Origin of the sequence: Microbulbifer okhotskensis (assembly GCF_023895975.1) — a bacterium.
Taxonomy (GTDB): Bacteria; Pseudomonadota; Gammaproteobacteria; order Pseudomonadales; family Cellvibrionaceae; genus Microbulbifer; species Microbulbifer okhotskensis.
Map to the genome: position 1 here is coordinate 1 of NZ_JALBWM010000077.1, position 19,937 is coordinate 19,937.

At 51.1% G+C, this 19,937-nt stretch carries 15 protein-coding genes; 13 read left to right on the forward strand and 2 right to left on the reverse strand.

Annotation, left to right across the window (positions count from 1 at the left end; translation table 11 throughout):
* Window positions 1-679: 679 nt before the first annotated feature.
* Entirely contained in the window at window positions 680-2,164 is a 1,485-nt protein-coding gene (locus MO867_RS15370) for a bifunctional 2-methylcitrate dehydratase/aconitate hydratase (RefSeq protein WP_252470696.1), read from the forward strand.
* 124 nt (window positions 2,165-2,288) lie between these two features.
* Here the strand turns inward: MO867_RS15370 and MO867_RS15375 are convergent, their stop codons facing one another.
* A complete protein-coding gene (locus MO867_RS15375; protein ID WP_252470697.1) occupies window positions 2,289-3,212 on the reverse strand; it encodes a porin in 924 nt (307 codons plus the stop codon).
* A 429-nt stretch (window positions 3,213-3,641) separates the two neighbouring features.
* Here MO867_RS15375 and MO867_RS15380 point away from each other — a divergent pair, with 429 nt between their 5' ends.
* From MO867_RS15380 to MO867_RS15430, 11 genes are all read left to right on the forward strand, one after another.
* Window positions 3,642-6,068, forward strand: a complete 2,427-nt coding sequence (locus tag MO867_RS15380; protein ID WP_252470698.1) for a DNA internalization-related competence protein ComEC/Rec2 — start codon at window positions 3,642-3,644, stop codon at window positions 6,066-6,068.
* Window positions 6,069-6,147: 79 nt separating this feature from the next.
* Window positions 6,148-6,771, forward strand: coding sequence for a MotA/TolQ/ExbB proton channel family protein (locus tag MO867_RS15385; RefSeq protein WP_252470699.1), 624 nt, complete (start codon window positions 6,148-6,150; stop codon window positions 6,769-6,771).
* A gap of 15 nt (window positions 6,772-6,786) precedes the next feature.
* A complete protein-coding gene (locus MO867_RS15390; RefSeq protein ID WP_252470700.1) occupies window positions 6,787-7,206 on the forward strand; it encodes an ExbD/TolR family protein in 420 nt (139 codons plus the stop codon).
* An 84-nt stretch (window positions 7,207-7,290) separates the two neighbouring features.
* Window positions 7,291-9,120, forward strand: coding sequence for a lipid A export permease/ATP-binding protein MsbA (msbA, locus tag MO867_RS15395; RefSeq protein ID WP_252470701.1), 1,830 nt, complete (start codon window positions 7,291-7,293; stop codon window positions 9,118-9,120).
* Between the two features lie 9 nt (window positions 9,121-9,129).
* Window positions 9,130-10,164, forward strand: coding sequence for a tetraacyldisaccharide 4'-kinase (gene lpxK, locus MO867_RS15400; protein ID WP_252470702.1), 1,035 nt, complete (start codon window positions 9,130-9,132; stop codon window positions 10,162-10,164).
* On the forward strand, window positions 10,154-10,921 hold the full coding sequence (kdsB, locus tag MO867_RS15405; protein ID WP_252470703.1) for a 3-deoxy-manno-octulosonate cytidylyltransferase: 768 nt from the start codon (window positions 10,154-10,156) through the stop codon (window positions 10,919-10,921). The genes lpxK and kdsB overlap by 11 nt, the downstream gene beginning before the upstream one ends.
* 11 nt (window positions 10,922-10,932) lie before the next feature.
* Entirely contained in the window at window positions 10,933-11,949 is a 1,017-nt protein-coding gene (gene murB, locus MO867_RS15410; protein WP_252470704.1) for a UDP-N-acetylmuramate dehydrogenase, read from the forward strand.
* 575 nt (window positions 11,950-12,524) lie between these two features.
* On the forward strand, window positions 12,525-13,178 hold the full coding sequence (uvrY, locus tag MO867_RS15415; RefSeq protein WP_252470705.1) for a UvrY/SirA/GacA family response regulator transcription factor: 654 nt from the start codon (window positions 12,525-12,527) through the stop codon (window positions 13,176-13,178).
* Between the two features lie 45 nt (window positions 13,179-13,223).
* Window positions 13,224-15,038: an excinuclease ABC subunit UvrC gene (uvrC, locus tag MO867_RS15420; protein ID WP_252470706.1), complete on the forward strand. Its 1,815-nt coding sequence runs from the start codon at window positions 13,224-13,226 to the stop codon at window positions 15,036-15,038.
* 101 nt (window positions 15,039-15,139) lie between these two features.
* The gene (pgsA, locus tag MO867_RS15425; RefSeq protein ID WP_252470707.1) at window positions 15,140-15,703 is read left to right on the forward strand and encodes a CDP-diacylglycerol--glycerol-3-phosphate 3-phosphatidyltransferase; all 564 of its coding nucleotides are present in this window, start codon (window positions 15,140-15,142) and stop codon (window positions 15,701-15,703) included.
* A 189-nt stretch (window positions 15,704-15,892) separates the two neighbouring features.
* Complete coding sequence (locus tag MO867_RS15430) at window positions 15,893-17,596, forward strand: sulfatase-like hydrolase/transferase (RefSeq protein ID WP_252470708.1); 1,704 nt, start codon at window positions 15,893-15,895, stop codon at window positions 17,594-17,596.
* Window positions 17,597-17,633: 37 nt separating this feature from the next.
* Here the strand turns inward: MO867_RS15430 and MO867_RS15435 are convergent, their stop codons facing one another.
* Window positions 17,634-18,182 carry an LEA/WHy family protein gene (locus MO867_RS15435; RefSeq protein WP_252470709.1) on the reverse strand — a complete coding sequence of 183 codons (549 nt, stop codon included), beginning with the start codon at window positions 18,180-18,182 and terminating at the stop codon, window positions 17,634-17,636.
* A gap of 131 nt (window positions 18,183-18,313) precedes the next feature.
* On the opposite strand from MO867_RS15435, the gene MO867_RS15440 reads away from it, so the two are divergent.
* On the forward strand, window positions 18,314-19,480 hold the full coding sequence (locus MO867_RS15440) for a dipeptidase (protein WP_252470710.1): 1,167 nt from the start codon (window positions 18,314-18,316) through the stop codon (window positions 19,478-19,480).
* Window positions 19,481-19,937: the final 457 nt, after the last annotated feature.

Sequence of the window (19,937 nt, forward strand, 5' to 3'; positions counted from 1 at the left end):
CGAGCAGTACAGTGACTATGGGGCTATAGCTGCATGAAACTGTCCGAAGTGTTGACAGTGAACGCATCATAGTAACGAGGTTTTCAGGAAAGGCTACTTCAAGTTCACCCCCTATTTTGGCAACTGCTTCGGCATCCTGTGACTTCCCGTCGAGACCTGGGCCATACAGGTCAACAAGCCCTAGGTTGCCATTAAAAGCTACCTTATGGATAAGAACATAGCCAGCGTGAATAAAATATATTTTCTTGGAGGTTTGTCCCTGTCGGAATAATATCGTTTCTTTCCTGCAACCTATTCTTTTTGTTTTAGTGGTTGTTTCTTACAATTTAATAATGCCTGTCGGTGATTTTGAATTATGTGGTTTGATTCTAGGGCTTGTTTAGTTTGGGCGGATTAATGTTGGGACGTTTGTGGAGAAGGTATATGCCCAAAAGATAATTTAAAATACCCCGGTTCCCAGTGTTTTTTGGAAGATTAACAAATTATGGTTTCGTAGTCCCAGTAATTAGCCGAACAATTATTGTGGCAGTCTAACGCACAAAGCGTCGGTATCATCGAAATATTCCCACTTTGCTGCCAAGTATTGGGCTTAGAGTTTTCCCCGGCCTAATCGAAGGCAACCACTGAAAACAGCTAGGCTTGTTTAATTTCCCTTCACGTTAACGCTAGGCTCAACGCTATGTGCTCCGATACAAGCCGGACTGACCGCCCAGATTATGATCAGGTAATTCAAGATATCGCCGATTACGTTCTCAACTACAAGGTTAATTCAAGTGAGGCTTGGCGTACGGCACGCTATTGTCTGATGGATTCCCTGGGTTGCGCATGTTTGGCGCTAGGTTTTCCCGAGTGCACAAAATTGTTGGGTCCTGTGGTAGAGGGAACTTGGGTGCCCAATGGAGCTCGTGTGCCGGGCACCCAGTTTTGTATGGACCCAGTAAAGGCTGCATGGAATATTGGCACCACAATTCGTTGGCTGGATTACAACGATACCTGGCTTGCTGCGGAGTGGGGCCATCCATCTGATAACCTCGGTGCCATATTGTCGGTTTGTGATTACCTGTCCCAGAAGAGGTTGTCACATGGAGAAGAGCCGCTCAAGATGCATACAGTTCTGGAGGCAATGGTTAAAGCCTATGAGATCCAGGGCGTCCTGGCATTGGCTAACAGCTTTAATCGTGTGGGCCTCGACCATGTACTGCTAGTGCGGGTAGCTTCTACTGCAGTGGTGGCTTGGTTAAATGCGGGCAGCCGGGAGGAAGTGATGGCTGCAGTCTCTCTCGCCTGGGTGGATGGAAGTGCGCTGCGTACCTACCGGCATGCGCCTAATACCGGTTCCCGCAAGTCCTGGGCTGCAGGGGACGCTACATCCCGGGGAGTGTGTCTGGCTGAAATGGTTTTACGTGGGGAGATGGGGGTGCCCGGTGCATTGACGGCTAAGCAATGGGGTTTCTACGATGTTTCATTCAGTAAAACCAATACAGATCAAAAGATAAAAGCGCAGGAGGACCGTGAATTTAACATTCCTCGTGGTTATGGCTCTTACGTTATTGAGAATATTTTATTCAAAATCTCCTATCCAGCAGAATTCCATAGCCAGACAGCTTGTGAGGCAGCAATTATTCTGCACCCAAACATCAAAGGGCAAGTTACAGAAATTGTTAAGGTTGTAGTAACTACCCATGAGTCTGCAATTCGTATTATTTCTAAATCAGGCCCCTTGGCTAATGCTGCGGACAGGGATCATTGCCTTGAATATATCGTTGCTGTGGGCCTGTTGTTTGGAGATTTATCCGCTGGGTGTTATGAAGATGATTTTCATCGGAATCATCCGGAAGTTGATGAACTACGTAAAAAAATTGAAGTGGTAGAGGATAAGCGTTATTCCAAAGAATACCTGGAGCCAGAGAAGCGATCTATTGCCAATGCGGTTCAAGTGTTTTTTAAAGATGGCAGCAAGACCGATCAGGTTGAAGTCGAATACCCATTGGGGCATAGGCGTCGACGTACGGAGGGTATTCCGTTACTGGAGGAAAAGTTCAAATCAAACCTACACTCGCGCTTTCCTAGCTATCAGGTAAGAAAGATAATTGATATCTTTGAGGGGCAACAAAAACTTGAAGAAATACCAGTGAATAGATTCATGGACCGGCTGGTAATTTAGCGAGTTTAATTTCCACTTTTATCAGGTACAGAAAAAGCGGCCAGAGGCCGCTTTTTCTCAAGCTCTCATCAAAACACGGTGCTCAACTCAATCCCAATTTGGATGACCGCCGCATAAAACGGAATTAGAACTTGTATTCAGCACCGATACCAGCGTAACTGCGATCGTAATCGTCGTCAGCAGTTTCGTCGGTGTAGAAGCCGAAAACTTTTGCCGCACTGTTGAACTTGTAGTCAAGGCCCAGGCTGTAAGTCTCGCCACCTTCTTTCTTGATATCAGACTGGCCGTACTGAGCTTTCAAGGTCCACTGTTCAATTTTGTAGGCAACGGAGCCCATCCATCCATCAGCGTCTTCCTGGTCTTCGAACAGTGCGCCTACCTGTACCGGGCCGATGTTGTACTGAGCCACAAAGCGCTGAACATCGGTATCCTGACCTTCAACGTCCTGATCAACAGCGTAAGCCATATAAACGCCGTTGTTATCGTAGGCAACAGATACGGAAACGCCATTGTTGCGCTCTTCACCGGTGTCATCATTGATCACTTCATCTTTATTGCTGATATAAGCAGCAGCTGCTTTGAAGCCAGCAAAAGACGGGGTAGTGTATTGCAGTGCATCTTCTTCACGGTTGTCGCTATTGGTGATCAGACTCTTGATGTCGCCTTCCAGATCGTTGAACAGGTCAACTTTCTTTTGGGCAACTTTCTGGGGGGTATCGAACTTACCCGCGATTACCTGACCGAAGCCGCCTTCCAGCCCAGCGTAGATATTGCGCTGGGTGAAAGTGTCGTCAGCGTCGCCGTCCATATCTACTTGGTATTCCATACGGTAGATACCTTTGATGCCATCAGTCAGAGCGATCTCGCCCTTGACGCCCAGGCGGGAAGCATTGCTCTGAACGTCGGTAACTGAATCGTCACCTTCGTCAGCAGCCTGGAAGGTGACGTTGGCCTTGCCGTAAAAGTCGATTACTTCGCCTTCATCTTGGGCGTTGGCCAGAGCGGGTACCATGGCAACGATGGCCAGAGAGAGAGCGGTCTTGTTCATATTCGTCTCGCACAGATTATGGTTTGTTGGTTGAGAGGTGCCTTCCTTTTCGTCCTGGTTGGCTGTCTCTCGAGTTGGTGCGGATTCTGCGTTTTGAATATTACAAACATGTTAAAAATGGCATTTTTCTCAAAAAAATATGACCAGTGAGTGCCAGCAGTGTCAGTTTAGTGAGCTCTCCAGCTGTTTTGGGCGCCTTGTGGTGAGGCTAGCTTGGGCCCATGGAGCCCCTGTCTGACCGCTCGAACGGTGAATGAAATATGTACAGGGAGTACTTGGGTGGAGCATTTGACTGAGGGGGTAAAAACACTCTGCCACCTATTGTTCAGGGTGGTAGCTGGGGCGAATTGGGCTTCTGATCGGTTGGGGCCCACTACCTACTTATGGGTTTATTCGGGGGCAATTGTCACTCTTGGGTGTCTACCGGAATTGCCTGATAAAAGCAGTCTGGCAGTTTTTTTTATTTTTACACTGGTTGTGACCTGGGCTTTATTGCGTCGTTGGCGATATGCCCTGCTACCTGTTATCGCATTTCTGGGGGCGGGCTGGGCTCTGTGGTGTAACGAGACGGCCCTAGCGCAGCGCCTTCCCCTAGAGGCGCACAGCTCAGACTTTGTGCTCAAGTTGAAAATAGTATCGCTGCCGGCGGTTAAGGTTGCGCGTAGTTTAGATGGGGGGGCGCCAGGTCAAAGTGCACGATTTCGAGCGCGTGTAGTGACGGTTGTCCCGGACACCCGTCAAGTACCCATTCCCTTGGGGAGTCTTCTCTATCTCACTTGGTACAATGTCGATAGCCAGACCCTGCAGCGCCTGCGAGGGGGCAGTGAGTGGGTATTGCCAGTACGCCTCAAAAGCCCTAGAGGCAGCGTTAATCCCCACACCTTTGACTATGAGGGCTGGCTATTGCGGGAGGGTATCTATGCAACTGGTTATGTACGTCCCAATGACCACTCTCCCCAGTGGCTGAGCCAGGGGAGGGGGCTGATCAATGTACGTTCGGCACTCCGGTCTCAATTGCAGCAGTTGCCAGTGCAGAGATTGGATTTAATCAGTGCCTTGTTATTGGGGGATAGAAGCTGGATATCCAGCGATGACAATGAGCTTCTCAGGAGGACGGGTACTGGGCACTTGATCGCCATTTCGGGGCTTCATGTGGGGATGGTTGCTGCTTGTCTGCTGCTGCTCGGCACCCTGCTTGCAAAAAGCGTGGGTGTTTTCTCCGGGGTGACCCACTCGGGTTTGGCTGTAGTGCTCGCCTTGTCAGGGGCCTTGGTCTATACCCTCTTGGCCGGAGCGCCTCTTTCGGCACAGCGCGCAATGGTGATGACTTGGGTATTCTTGTTGGCTTGGTGTTTGCGGCGCAGAGTGGGAGTGGGTTTTGCTTATTTCTTGGCACTGGCAACTGTACTAACTCCGCAGCCCCTGGCGTTTTACAATGCGGGTTTTTGGCTGTCTTTTGTTGCGGTTGGGAGTCTGTTGCTGGGTTTTAGTGGGCGAGTAATTATCAATAAAAGACAGGAAAGGCCACCAGGGATGGTCGATGAGCCTGTCTCAGTTTCCCGCTTTATTCCCACTAAACCGTTGTGGCAATTGATCCGCAGCCAGTGGATCGTGGCCATTGGCTTGTTTATCCCTACGGTTGTTCTTTTTTCTGGGTTTAGCCTTTCAGGTCTGTTAGTCAATTTGGTGGCTATCCCCTGGTTGGGGCTAATCATTCTCCCTGCAGTGATGCTGGGTGCCTTACTCATCGATACCTCTTTGGGTGTCTGGTGTTTCCAGTTTGCCGGTTGGCAGCTGGATTTGTTGATGAGTGGGCTGGCGGTATTTGACCAATCCCTGCCGAGTTGGCTGCCCCTTGCCCTTCCAAACCATTTTTTTATTGTTGCGATCACTGCTCTGGGTGCGGTATTACTACTGTTGCCAAAAGGCATTCCAGGGCGACCTTTGGGCTGGCTATTTATGCTGCCTGTTTTATATCCCTGGTTTGCGGGTTTCTCGGTACCTGAGGATCGCTTGGATTTTTCAGTTCTGGATGTAGGGCAGGGATTGGCACTGGTTATTCGCACTGAAAACACCCAAATTGTTTATGATGCCGGGCCTTCGACACCCTCGGGCTGGAGTGCTGGTAGCGCCATCGTGGCTGCATACTTACATGGAGGGGGGAATACTGCGCTCGATGCATTGATTGTCAGCCATGGTGACCGGGATCACTCAGGAGGTGTGGAGGGATTGCTTAGAACTGTAGAAGTTAATCGATTCTACGCACCTGGAAAATTGGTGGACAATCTACCGGTGCCTGTACATGGCGGCACCGACTCCTGTATGGCTGGGCGAATTGATCAGTTTGGAGAAATTACCCTCAGTTGGCTGTGGCCACAAGAGCCTGTGTTGGACGGTGAGGTTCTGAACGGTGAGGAAAACGATCACAGTTGCGTCGTCTTGGTTGCTTGGAATGGGGTGCGTTTATTGCTCACTGGCGATGTCAGCCAAAGGGTGGAGCGTCAACTGAACGAAAGCTACCCGGATTTTTCGCCAGTCGACGTACTGATAGCTCCTCATCACGGTTCGCGTTCTTCTTCATCGTCGGCATTGCTTGAATGGGCAAAGCCGAAACGGGTTGTCTTCAGTGCAGGGTTTCGCCATCACTTTGGGCATCCGCACCCCGATGTGGTGCGGCGCTACCAAAAAGCGCAGGTGGCTATTTTCAATACCGCCGATAGCGGTGCTGTGGAGTTTAGCTGGCGCAGCGGTGTAAAAGACCCGGTGATTTATCACGCTCGATGGGCACCGCGATTTTGGTATACGAGTCACATCGGCGGCCAAGGAAGTTCGGGAGGACTTAGCCGCCGGGATTAGCTGTGATAAAGTGCTGCTCTGCGTCGATGATGCAGTAAGAATTTTCCAAAAAAACCTCTGGTTGTCTGGGGCAAAAAAAGTGTTAGATATCTTTAAATCCGGTGGTTGGCTGATGCTGCCAATCCTGTTCTGTTCTATAGCGGTTATTGCTATTTGTATTGAGCGCATTTGGACCTTGAGCCCACGGCGCATTGCCCCGCGCACCCTATTAGGGGATGTGTGGGGGTGGCTCAAAAATAACCAGGTCAACGCGGATAAGCTGAAAGAGCTGCGCGATTCCAGCCCGCTGGGAAGAATTTTTGCCTCAGGCCTGTCCAATTCCCGTCACGGTCGTGAGGTAATGAAAGACAGTATTGAGGAAACCGCGAGCCAGGTGGTCCATGAGCTTGAGCACTACCTCGGAGCTCTCGGCACTATCGCCGCTGTGGCACCGCTGATTGGTCTGTTGGGTACTGTGCTGGGTATGATCCAGGTATTCAACGCGATTATGCTTGAGGGCACTGGTAATGCGGGGGTTCTGGCCGGCGGAATTAGCCAGGCTCTAATCACCACGGCAGCGGGCTTGGCCTGTGCGATTCCGGCACTGATGGCGCACAGATATTTCCAGCGTCGTGTCGATACGATTGTAGTGGCGATGGAGCAGGAAGCCGTAAAGCTTGTCGATGCTTTACATAGCGACCGCAAAATCGAAGATGCAGCCTGAGCGGAGTAGCAACCCATGCAATTCCGTCGCCAAGCCAAAGAGCAGGATGGAGTCAATCTGACGCCGCTGATTGATGTGGTATTCCTGTTACTGATTTTCTTTATGGTGTCCACCACCTTTACCAAAGAGAGCCACCTCAAGCTGAACTTGCCGGAGGCTGCAGGCCCCCAGGCAGAAGAGCAATCAATAGCTGTGGAAATTTTGATCAGCGCCGATGGTTCTTATGCGGTCGATGGTCAAGCTTTGATCAACAAAAAGCTCAGTACCCTTAAATCTGCGCTGTCGGAAGTTTCCGCTGGCGAGTACAATCGCCCGCTCGTGATAACTGCCGACGCCACCGCTCATCACCAGGCCGTGGTTCGAGCAATGGATGCCGCTGGACAGCTGGGTTTTGTCAACCTGAGCATTACGACACGGCAGCCGGAAGAAAACTAGCGCGGAGCCCTTAGAGGGGCCTGACTTACCTGGGGTTTCTGCGCAGACTCGCTTCATCTGAAGTGGGTACAGCTATTGGTCTGTATGAAGAAAGTAAATACGCCCCCGAGCAAACCGCAGCGGGGGGCGCAAACGTATCGCCGCTTGCTCGTTTATGCCCGTCCGCACCTGGCTATTTTTGGGGTTGCGGTACTGGGTTTTTTCCTGTTTTCCATTATGGGTGTCAGTCTGATTGCGGTGACTGAGCTCTTGCTCGATGCCGTGGGCGCTGGTATTCAAGAAAGTCGGGGCTTTTTATCGAGAGTCGTTGCCTCTCATTACCCCGCTGGGGTTATGCCGCAGGATACAGCCCGCTGGCTGGTACCCTTTGCGATGCTGATCATCATCGTACTCAGAGCAATTGGTAATTTTGTCGGTAGCTATGGTATGGCCTATGTGGGGCGCGCGGTGATTCACCAGCTGCGCGCGCAGTTGTTTGAAAAAATTGGCCAGCTGCCCAGCGCTTATTTTGACCGCTACACCAGTGCTTATCTGATTTCCAAGGTTTCTTACAATGTGGAGCAGGTTACCAATTCCATTACCAAAGCAGTGAAGGTGTTATTCCGGGAATCTTTTACGGTTATCGGCCTTTTGACTTACTTGCTGTTGGTGAATTGGAAGCTGACTTTAACCTTCTTCATCTTCGCACCATTGATCGCATTTATTGTCCGGATTGTGGGCAAGCGCTTCCGTAAATTAAGCCACCGTATCCAGAATTCCATGGGCGATGTGACCCATGTCACGCAGGAGGCAATTAACGGCTATCAGGTAGTGCGCATGTACGGGGGGCAGGATTATGAAAAATCACGCTTCCATTCGGCCAGTGATAACAACCGCCGACAATTTATGAAGCTCGTGGTGGCCAATAACACCAGTGTTTCTGTCATCCAAATTCTGGTCGGGTTTTCCACAGCAACCATTGTGTGGTTGGCATTGGCGCCCGGCATGGTGGAATCCATGACGGCTGGTGTTTTTGCGGCTTATATTGGTGCAGCAGCGTCCCTGGCAAAACCTGTGCGTAGCCTCTCTGAAGTTTTTGCTGACATTCAAAAAGGTATTGCGGCAGCAGAGAGTATTTTTGAAGTGATGGATGCGCCCAAGGAGAGTCAAGGTGGGGATTTGGCGCTCCCCAAACCGGTGCGTGGAACCGTAACCTTTGAAGCGCTTGAATTTAGCTATGACCCTGCGGCACCTAGAGTATTATCTGGTATCAGTTTCTCAGTAGAGCCCGGCGAGACCGTGGCACTGGTAGGTGCCTCTGGTTCAGGTAAGAGTACGCTGGTGAGTTTGCTCGCGCGCTTCTACGAGCCCACTGGCGGTCGTATCCTGGTGGATGGCGCCGATATTTCTGCGGTCCCCCTTAAAGAGTTGCGCCGCCATATCAGTATGGTGTCACAAAATATTGTCCTATTTAACGACAGTGTCTACCGTAATATCGCTTACGGTGAACTGGAACATGCGCCCAGGGAAAATGTACTGCGCGCTATCGAACAAGCGCATGCGTCTCAGTTTATCGGGGAGCTGCCGCAGGGGCAGGATACTGTGCTGGGTGATAATGCACAGATGTTGTCTGGTGGCCAAAGGCAGCGTCTATCGATTGCCCGCGCCTTGCTCAAAGATGCACCCATACTGATTTTGGATGAGGCTACTTCGGCTCTGGATAATGAATCGGAGCGCCATATCCAGGCGGCGCTGACGGAAGTCATGAAGAACCGCACTACGTTTGTTATCGCACACCGTTTAAGCACGATTGAGAATGCCGATCGTATCCTGGTGATGGAAAAGGGCCGTATTGTGGAGAGTGGTAATCATGCAGAGCTGCTCTCACAGGGCGGGAGATATGCTTCTCTGCTGCAGCAGCAAACAATGGGGTAGGGCACCTGGATGTCACTGGAAGACTGGTTTAACAAACGCTGGTACCCCGAAACCGGCGAGGGTCGCTCACTCTCTCTGCTCACGCCACTGGAATTGCTTTACGGTGGAGTCAGTAAGCGGCGGCGGGCGATGAGTTCCCGTACGCCACCGGAACCCCTCTCGGTACCGGTGATTGTGGTCGGCAATATTACTGTCGGTGGCGCAGGTAAAACGCCGCTGGTGGCGGAGCTGGCTCGCTGGTTGAAAGAGCGCGGTTGCAACCCCGGTATTATTAGCCGCGGCTATGGTGGGCGTGCCGAGAAGTATCCCTACCAGGTAACAGCGCAATCACACCCCCTGGAATCTGGCGATGAGCCTCTGATGCTGCACTTGATTACGGGGGTGCCGGTGATGGTCTCCCCCAAACGCACCGAGGCAGCCCAGGCACTGATCGACTACCACCAGTGCGATGTTATTTTGTCGGATGACGGCCTGCAACACTACAGTCTGTGGCGCAGTTTTGAAATTTGTGTTGTCGATGGCCACCGAGGTTTGGGCAACGGTCATATGCTGCCCAGAGGCCCTTTAAGGGAGCCCGTGATGCGTTTGCAGAGCGTCGATATGCTGGTGAGTAACGGAGAGCCTGATGCCAGGGTCAAAGATCAATGTGGCGGGCTGTTGCAACTCCAAATGACATTGGAACCCTCCTGTTGGCATCAATTTAACCTCGATCAGACTTCAACACTACACTTGCCGTCAGGGCCGCGGCCGGGGCCCTGTCATGGGGTTGCGGCCATTGGCAACCCGCAGCGATTCTTCCGCTCCCTGAGTGAGCTCGGATTCGAAGTGACGGAGCAGCCATTTGACGACCACCATCAATTCAGTCCGCAGGAACTGCATTTCGATGGGGAAACACCGGTGATTATGACAATGAAAGATGCGGTGAAATGCCGTGATTTTTGGGAGAGCCACTGGTGGGCTCTTCAGGTACAGGCCAAACTGCCAGATCTTTTTTATCAGAAAGTGCACAAGCACTTGCAACAGTTTTACGAAAATGAAAAGTAATTGTTCCTTCGACGTAATCATTCCCGCTCGCTTTGGCTCCAGCCGTCTGCCGGGTAAGCCACTGGCAGATATTGGCGGAAAGCCAATGGTGCAACACGTGTATGAGCGCGCTTGTGAGAGCGCCGCTGAGCGCGCGATTATTGCCACGGATGATAGCCGAGTGGCGGAAGTCGCTCGCGGCTTTGGTGCCGAAGTTTGTATGACTTCACCTGAGCATGTGTCCGGCACGGACCGCCTGCAGGAAGTGGCGCTCAATCTCGACCTCGCCGATGATCGTATCCTGGTCAACGTGCAGGGCGATGAACCGCTGATTCCTGCAGAGGTGATTAATCAGGTGGCTGCGAACCTAGCGGCGAGTGAACGCGCGGGTGTAGCGACACTGGCTGAACCCATTCATTCAGCTGAGGATTTCTGCAACCCGAATATCGTCAAAGTGGTTGCGGGTGAGACTGGGTTGGCTAGATATTTTTCCCGTGCTCCCATCCCCTGGCCCCGGGATGCTTTTGCCTTGGACAGCCGTGAGTTGCCTGAGGGCTTGGAACCACGCCGCCATATTGGCATCTATGCTTACCGTGTTGCTTTGTTGCGGCAATTTGTTTCCTGGCCAGTGGCGCCGATAGAGCAATTTGAAGCTCTGGAGCAGTTGCGCTTCTTGCATCACGATCAGGAGATTCACGTTGCGGATGCCTGTGTTGAAGTTCCGGGAGGTGTGGACACCGAGCAGGATCTCCGACGCATGCGGGAAATACTTGCCTAGTCCAGAAACCAATGATTGAAACCAATACCGATTTGCAGCCCCACAATACCCTGGCTATCTCAGCGAGGGCTGCTTTCTTTGCTCGTATACAAACTCTGGATGAGCTGCGTGAAGCGCTGAGCTTTGCGAAAGAAAAGGGTTTGCCGATACTACCTCTGGGGGGCGGCAGCAATATCGTGCTGACCGGTGACTTTCCGGGGCTGGCTATCCAGGTGAGCTTGCGTGGGCTTTCCCTGACGTCAAATGGCCGTGGTGGTTATATTGAGGCTGCGGCGGGGGAGGGGTGGCACCAGCTGGTGATGACTGCTGTCGAGCGCGGTATAGGTGGCCTTGAAAATCTCGCATTGATTCCCGGTAAGGTGGGCGCAGCACCGATTCAAAATATTGGCGCTTATGGAGTAGAGCTGTGTGATTGCTTTGTTGGCCTGCAAGCGATGGAAATTTCATCGGGGGAGCTGCATACCTTTTCTGCATCGGATTGTGAGTTCGCATACAGGGATAGTGTCTTCAAAGGGCGATTGCGCGATCAATATATTATTACGCAAGTCAGTCTTCGCCTTTCCGATAATTGGCAGCCGAGAGTTTCCTATCCGGCTTTGCAGCAATTGATTGTCAGCAGCCAGTGGGATATTAACGATCTGACTCCCGAACAGGTTGCCAGTGCGATCATCGATATTCGAAACAGTAAGTTACCCCTACCAGAAAAAATTCCCAATGCGGGCAGTTTTTTTAAAAACCCAGTAGTGGCTGCGGACATTTATCACAATTTAAAGTCGACACATCCGGACCTTGTGGCCTATGCCAGTGGTGATGGTTGGAAGTTGGCTGCAGGGTGGCTTATTGACCGAGCCGGTTGGCGGGGTAAGCGCTACGAGGCTGTGGGAGTTCATCATCAGCAGGCGCTGGTTCTGGTTAATCCCGGCCGCGGACGGGGGGATGAGGTAACTCGACTGGCCGAAGCAATTGCCTCTGACGTTCAGGATAAATTTGGGGTTACCTTAGAGCCGGAACCACGTTACTACCCTTAACCCCCACTGGATGTTTTGCGAGTGCGGATAGCCATTGGGTTGTCGCTGCTGCGCTACTTTCCCTATTGATTCTTTTTGATTGGCGCATTGTACAGGTAACCAATAGCAGGCCTTTTTTCTACGAATTTGGGGGCGAACAGCCGCGGTGATTGCCAATAGGGGATTGTTCTAGTTGTTGCGAATTTTTCTGTTATAACTGTTTATTTCGCCATGCTCTTGTTTATATTCCAATTCTTTTTCTCCATATTATCTGCGATAAAATGAGGGCATCTTTGCAATTATTGCGTAATAGCTCGTTCGTATCGCAGAAAAATCAATTGTTACGTTTTTACGCTATAATTAATCGTTATATAGGTAGTAAGATCCTGTGGCCAAATGTCTTTTCGGCAGCATTTGAAACGGCGCTTCTGCTTTGCAGTAGCGTTTTTGTCTGGTATGTTGCGATAGGGTTCCTGGGGGAACCTGCGCGAGGTAGTTTCCTCGTGAGAAAAAAAGAAGAACGCAGTTTATAGGGCTCGTGCGATGGGGATGTATGCGCAGCGCAGCCACTGCATTTATCCGTAGTTGGGGATAGCTTGATCAAAGTCTTAGTGGTGGATGATCACGATCTTGTGCGAATGGGTATTTCGCGCATGTTGGGTGATGTTGAGGGTTTAGAGGTTGTCGGGGAGGCTAACTGTGGCGAGGAGGCGCTAGAGTTTGTTCGTAAAACTGAGGTTGATGTCATTCTGATGGATGTAAAAATGCCGGGCATGGGCGGCTTGGAGGCAACTCGAAAGCTACTTCACCGTTGCCCAGAGGCCAAGGTCATCGCGGTGAGTGCGCTCGATGACGATTTGTTCCCGGGCCGATTGATGCAAGCGGGTGCCATGGGCTATGTGACCAAGGGCGCTGACCTGGAAGAAATGGTCCGCGCAATTCGCACGGTGATTTCCGGCGGTGTATTTATCAGTAATTCCATGGCTACTAAAATGGCGATGCGAGGTGTCAGCGGGCAGGATGATCAGCAATCCCCCTTCGAGAAACTTTCCAAGCGTGAGTTGCAGACTGCCGATATGATCGTCAATGGTGCAAAGGTTGCAGAGATTGCAAAATCTCTGTCGGTCAGCCCGAAAACGATTAACAGTTATCGTTACCGAATTTTTGAGAAGCTGAATATTAATAGCGATGTGGAGTTAACTCTGCTTGCTGTTAAGTATCAGATTCTCGATCCAGAAGCCGCACTTTAAGTGCCCAGTGGGTGATTTCCCCCAAATATTGATACCGGTTGCCAGATGTTTGACAGCAAGCGTTTCCTCGCGACGGTAACTCGCAAGCCTGGCGTCTATCAGATGTTTGACGCCGATAACAAGATTCTCTACGTGGGGAAGGCGAAAAATCTTCGCAACCGGTTGTCGAGTTACTTCCGCAGCTCCGGCCTCACCACCAAGACCATGGCGCTGGTACAGCGTATTGGTAATATTGAAGTCACAGTTACACGTAGTGAAACCGAGGCTCTGGTACTTGAACAAAGTCTGATCAAGGCCCAGCGCCCGCCTTACAATGTGATGTTGAAGGATGATAAGGGCTACCCTTATATTTTTCTCTCCAGTAATGACACCTTCCCCCGAATCGCTTTTCATCGTGGAACCAAGCGGAAAAAAGGCCGATATTTTGGCCCTTTCCCCAATGCTTCCTCGGTTCGGGATAGTCTGAATTTTTTGCAGAAAATTTTTCGTATCCGCTCTTGTGAAGACAGCGTATTTCGCAATCGCTCACGCCCTTGCCTCCAATACCAGATTGAACGTTGTACCGCGCCCTGTGTGGAATTTATTTCTGAGGCGGACTACCGCGAGGATGTGCGCCACGCCGAGATGTTCCTGACCGGGAAAAGTGACAATATTATTCGCGAGCTGGCCGATCAAATGGATGAGGCCTCCAGGGCGCTCGAATTTGAAAAGGCGGCCCGCCTGCGGGATCAAGTGTCTGCTCTGCGACGCTTGCAGGCCGATCAGGTGGCAGAGGGGGCTAGTGGGGATGTCGATGTGTTGGGCATCGCCAGTGAGGGGGGCAGCTGCTGCGTGCATGTCCTGTTCGTGCGGCAGGGACGGATTCTTGGCAGTCGGAGTTACTTTCCCAGCGAAAAGCTCGGACTAACGCCTGCGGAGCTATTGTCGGCGTTTGTGCCGCAGTTCTATCTGGGCGGGCCGAGAGAAATCCCTCGTGAGATCCTGGTTTCAGAGTTATTGCAGGATTTGCCTCCTCTGCAACAAGCAATGGGTGAACAAAGTGGCCGAGAGGTGCGTATCACCCATAAGTTGCGCGGAAAGCGAGCGACTTGGGTTGAGATGGCGCAGCAGGCCGCGCAGCAGAACTTGAGCAGCCGTACTGCAGCCCAACAGAAACTGTTCAGCCGTTTTGAAGTCTTGCAGGAGGTACTCAGCCTGGAGCAACTACCAGAGCGTCTAGAGTGCTTCGATATCAGCCATTCTTCGGGAGAGGCGACAGTCGCTTCCTGCGTGGTGTTCGATACCGGTGGCCCAGTCAAATCAGATTACCGCCGATTTAATATCGAAGGCATCGAGGGGGGTGATGACTATGCAGCGATGTCTCAAGCGCTGAGGCGTCGTTACACTCGACTTTCCGACGGCGAGGGCAAGTTCCCCAATATTCTGTTGATTGACGGTGGCAAGGGGCAGGTGACACAAGCGGTAGAAGCGCTAAATGACTTGGGGGTTGTCGGTGTACAGATTATTGGCGTTGCCAAGGGCACCACACGCAAGGCGGGCTTTGAGATCTTGCATGTGGTCTCCAGTAACAAAGAACTTGTACTCTCCGCCGACTCCTCAGCTTTGCACTTGATTCAACAGGTGAGAGATGAAGCGCACCGGTTTGCCATCGCCGGCCACAGGGCCAGACGGGATAAAAAAAGGCGCGAGTCACCGCTGGAAGGTATTGCTGGTATTGGTCCGACCCGCAGGAGGGCACTCTTACGACATTTCGGTGGGCTGCAAGAAATAAAGCGGGCAACAGTAACGGAAATCGCCAGTGTGGACGGCATCAGCCGCAAACTGGCTGAGGATATATACTCGGCACTGCACAACGAGTAGTAAACGAACGGACTGCCGACAAATTGGCCAGTTTTTTAGAAAGCGTTTCATTTTGCGCGGCGGCTTGATAACGTACGCGTTCCGTAAAAATAGAGAAAAGTATGACAATCGCCAATCAACTGACACTACTACGCGTTGCATTGATCCCTTTTTTCGTTTTGGTTTTCTATTTACCGTACAAGTGGAGTTACATTGCTTCTGCTGTCATTTTTGCGATTGCTGCAGCGACAGATTGGCTGGATGGTTATCTGGCCAGAAAATTAAATCAAAGCACAGCTTTGGGAGCTTTTCTCGATCCGGTGGCAGATAAATTAATGGTTGCCACTGCTTTGGTTCTGCTGGTGGGATTGCACAATAATGCCCTGTTTACCATTGCAGCCGCAGTCATTATTTGTCGGGAGATTGCCGTTTCCGGGTTGCGTGAGTGGATGGCAGAGTTGGGGCAGCGAGGTAGTGTTGCGGTGTCCTATGTCGGGAAGATCAAGACAACGGCTCAAATGGCGGCAATTATTGTATTGCTAGCATTTGATGTGAGAGATTTTCCCGTTATGGAAACCATCGGTTACCTATTACTCTATATTGCAGCGGCGCTTACCCTGTGGACTATGGTGATGTATTTACGCGCAGCCTGGCCTGTGCTGATGGCAGATAGCCACGGTAAATAAGAGCGGTACGGTTATTCTTTTTGACGTAAAGTGAAGTTGAGCGAATTTAGCGACAAGTAGGGGGTGCCTCCAACAGCACCCCCTACTTGTGATTTCCCCCGTCCATAGAGGCGTTGCAATCCCACCAAATGTCCTACGCTCCTCTAAATTGGTAGATGATTTTCTACGATTTTAGGGAAGTGCATATCCGTGAAAAAGCTGCTTATTGTCCTCTGGACGTTACTCATTTCCTTCAGTACTCAGGCCCAAGTCACTCACGACGCTGAATACTATATTCTCAAAATGCAAAATGGCGATCGCTGGGAGCAGGAAGATGCTGAAATTCAACAACGGCTCCAGCAGCTTCGGCAAAAGTATGGCCAGCCTCCCAATATTGTATTTCTCCTTTGGGACGACACCGCTTTTGGCGCAGTAGGTTTTCCGGCACTACAAAAAAACTTCGGCTATTCGACCCCTAACATCAATAAAATGGCTGCGGAAGGTATTAACTTTACTCGTATGTACACGGAGCCCTCCTGTACGCCAACTCGTGCTGCCGCGCTGACAGGCCGGCATCCCGTGCGCCATGGCATGGGGGAAGTCGGCATGCCCCATGAGTTTTCCGGTCTTCGCGCCGGTGAAGTCACTATTGCAGAAGTGCTCTCCAAAGCGGGTTACGCGACAGGCTTCTTTGGCAAGGGTCACCTAGGGGATATTGAAGAGAGTTACTTGCATAATCAGGGTTTCGATGAAGCCTTGTTTACGCCCATGAATCAAATTACTTCTCTGTACAACCCGCAGGCTAATGCGGCCAATGCAGTGTTGGGGATGTTTCCTGAAATCTATCCACCAGACCCCTATCAATTGGACAGCCCCGGCTTGATACCTGCAGGCTGGGTGATGAATATAGAGGGCCGGAAGGGACAAGAGGGGCGGGAATGGTGCGGAACCTCTAATGAATGTTTTGCCAAATTCGACCCGGAAGCTGAGCGGAGGACGCTGGCATTTATCCGCCGGAATGCCGAAGAGAAGCGACCATTTTTCGTGGCTTATTGGCCCAATTTCCTAAATTTTATGGCGAGGTACAATCCTAAGCCTTCGGTTGCCGGGTTGATGGTTGCCGATGCGTTTCCAGCCGTGGACCAATTTGTTGGAAGTCTTATGGAGGAGATGAAAAGCCTGGGTATTGCTGAGAACACTGTTTTTGTAGCATTGGCGGACAATGGTCCTATGGTGCACAGCCCACCGGCAGGGTGGGGGATGTTGCCCATGTTGTACCGTGGCGGTAAAGGGGATTTTACCGAAGGGGGTGTCCGTGTGCCCGCGTTTGCCTGGTGGCCTGGAATGATCAAGCCGGCGCAAACCGTGGGCGATATTATTCATATTACCGATCTCTATACGACCTTTGCGAATCTGGCAGGTGCCGAGCGATTTATTCCCACTGATCGCGTGGTAGATGGACTGAATCAGACCGCCCTGTTTCTAAACGGCGATACCCACAGTCGGCGCGACTATGTGTTTATCTATAGCGGTAAGGAGCTGGGAGCGACGGTAAAAGGCCGCTATAAACGCCACTGGTTGGGGGCTGGAGACGTTGCCGCCTCTGGAATGCCGGAGGCGTACTACGACTTGTACATGGACCCCCGCGAAGAGCATCCGCAATTGGTGCCTCTAATTCATACTCAGGGGCAATTCAATCATATGGTTGCGCGCCATCAACTGTTCAAGAGAAAGTATCCGGATGTGCCTAGCGGTAAGGGTATACCCTATACCGGCCTTGCCAATGCGCGCCCTGAGACAAAGGCGATTGCCGAGCGGGTCAATGCCGTTATTGAGGCTATGCCTTTTACTGTGAAAGAGTATTTGCAATACCAGATTCCAGGGGCTGATAAGGTCGGTGATTGGGGGCATTGAGTCGTTGCTCAACGCCCCTCGTCAGATTGGAATTTGATCAATTATAGAGGGGCTGATACTGGCCTAAGCGAACCTTGCCACTGCGACGGACAGTAATTGACGGCACTATGGACCTGCTGAGCCCCAGCTTTGCTTGAAGTTCATAGGGAACGGATTGCTGTCCCCGGTTAATCAACTCTGCCGCCGCAAATAAAGACCCCATCCAGCTGGCCGTAGCATCTACTGAGATATCATCTTGCCCGTAAGGAGCAACTGGCAACAGGTTGTTAGAGGTCCCAGTCATGACCTTATGCCCAGCGAGGCTGAGCTTATAGTAAAGTCCAGAAAGGGCCAGCTCATGGTTGTTAGGATTGAATACTCGCAGATGAATTCGAAAGCGTAATTCAGTACCAGCTACGGAGGGAAGTGGCTCCAATCCAACGATTTCAATTTCAGGCTGTTGAAAGTTTGGGGAGAGGGCAGTGCAACCACCTATGAGTAAACTGATTAGTGCCAAAAGGCTGAGGTGAAATAAATTTGTCACTGAATGTCCTTGGTATTTTTGTCTTCCGGTAAAACCGGCGATAGGTTCTTCTTGAGTCTGCACTTTAAGCCTTCCAGTAGATAGTTGGCGTTGAGGGGCACTCGGTTCCTCGATTTCCGTTGTTTGTAGCTAGGCGCAAGACACTGCCTCGCGATATAAATTCCCCTATGACTATGAATGACTGGAAAAGACCCATGAAAAAATGGCTTATCACTCTGACCACAGTTGTCGCGATATTATTCGCGGGCTGGAAATGGCTATTACTCCCTGGAGTTGAGCAAACAATGAACAAAGTGGGTGGTATGCGGATTTCACCCCTGTCTCCAGAGGTGCAGGCTCTGCATGGGTCCTTGCTGATTGGTGATCTGCATGCAGATAGCTTTTTATGGGCGCGGAATCTGCAGTATGAAGCAGACTATGGCCACTTGGACTTGCCCCGAGCTCGCAAGGGTAACCTTGGAATCCAGGTTTTTACTGCGGTAACCAAGTCTCCGCGAGGTCAAAATTACAGCAAAAACTCCAGTCAAGCGGGAGATAACATCACGTTATTGGCAGTTGCTCAGGGTTGGCCAATCAGTACTTGGGGTAGCCTACTTGAGCGTGCTCTCCATCATGCTGATCGAGTCAAGCAGTTACAGAAGTCCGTGCCTGAAGAAATTCGCATCATTGAGAGCGCTGCTGACTTACAGGCAGCGCTATCGGCAAGAGAGCGGGGCGATAAGCTATTGGCCGCGCTACTCGGAACAGAGGGCTCCCACCCTTTGGAGGGGAAACTTGAAAATATTGGCGTCTTGTATGACGCCGGTTTTCGAGTGATGGGCTTACAGCATTTCTTTGATAACCGACTTGGTGGGTCGCTGCATGGTGAAAGCGGGCAGGGCTTGAGTGAGTTTGGTCGTTTGGCAGTCAAGGAGATGAGCAGGCGATCAATAGTGATCGATGTGGCGCATTCATCTGAGCAAGTGGTTCGGGAAGTCATAGCGATCATCGATCGCCCTCTGATTATCTCCCATACCGGGATGCAAGGAGCCTGCGATTCGCCACGCAATATCAGCGATGATCTGATGAAAGAGATTGCAGCAAACGGCGGCTTGATCGGCATTGGTTTTTGGCTCGGTGCCGTCTGTGACGCTAGCCCGAAACATATTGTTAAATCGATCCGGTATGCAATCGATATCTTGGGGGTTGATCATGTCGCGCTGGGGTCGGATTACGACGGCAGTGTTAAGGTCACGTTTGATGTGAGTGAGCTGGGGGTGCTCACCGAAGAAATGCTTCGCCAGGGGTTTGCAGAAACAGAAATTCGCAAAGTGATGGGAGAAAACCTTAGGGACTTTTTCCTCGCCCAGCTTCCCCAGTGAAGGTGTTTGCCCAAGCCGAGAATTAATCGGTGTGTCCGCTACTATTTTTTATCAGCGTCGGTGGTGAGCCGGCGCAAGCTTAATTAATTCTAGTCGATTACGTATAAATCTGGCTTTATATTCTTTCTCAGGTAAGCTCAAGTTACTTCCAAGACTGTTGAGATTCCTGTTGCATCTACTCGGGCATCACCGGCATGAACTGGCCCCTTCAGGCTAAGAGTTTGCTTTATCTTTCCTTTTTGGCTTTCGCACTATTCAGCTCTCAGTCTTATCTAAGGCTAAAATTATGTGCACTTCAGTTAGGTGTTTTTCAGAGAGAAGCTTAATTTAAAGGGGTTGATGCTACATAGGTCTGTGCCGTTGGATGCCATGTCACAGGAAAATAGATATTTAATGTTTTTAATTGCAATACTTCGGACAGTTTTAGGGGGCGAAATAGGTAGGAACCACGGCCAGA

Bases quoted from the DNA above. Each gene is read 5' to 3' on its own strand.
- MO867_RS15375 (WP_252470697.1), bottom strand. From the start codon at position 3,212: ATGAACAAGACCGCTCTCTCTCTGGCCATCGTTGCCATGGTACCCGCT.
- uvrC (WP_252470706.1), top strand. From the start codon at position 13,224: ATGTTTGACAGCAAGCGTTTCCTCGCGACGGTAACTCGCAAGCCTGGC.
- murB (WP_252470704.1), top strand. From the start codon at position 10,933: ATGATTGAAACCAATACCGATTTGCAGCCCCACAATACCCTGGCTATC.
- lpxK (WP_252470702.1), top strand. From the start codon at position 9,130: ATGTCACTGGAAGACTGGTTTAACAAACGCTGGTACCCCGAAACCGGC.
- MO867_RS15440 (WP_252470710.1), top strand. From the start codon at position 18,314: ATGAAAAAATGGCTTATCACTCTGACCACAGTTGTCGCGATATTATTC.
- msbA (WP_252470701.1), top strand. From the start codon at position 7,291: ATGAAGAAAGTAAATACGCCCCCGAGCAAACCGCAGCGGGGGGCGCAA.
- pgsA (WP_252470707.1), top strand. From the start codon at position 15,140: ATGACAATCGCCAATCAACTGACACTACTACGCGTTGCATTGATCCCT.
- MO867_RS15390 (WP_252470700.1), top strand. From the start codon at position 6,787: ATGCAATTCCGTCGCCAAGCCAAAGAGCAGGATGGAGTCAATCTGACG.
- MO867_RS15370 (WP_252470696.1), top strand. From the start codon at position 680: ATGTGCTCCGATACAAGCCGGACTGACCGCCCAGATTATGATCAGGTA.
- kdsB (WP_252470703.1), top strand. From the start codon at position 10,154: ATGAAAAGTAATTGTTCCTTCGACGTAATCATTCCCGCTCGCTTTGGC.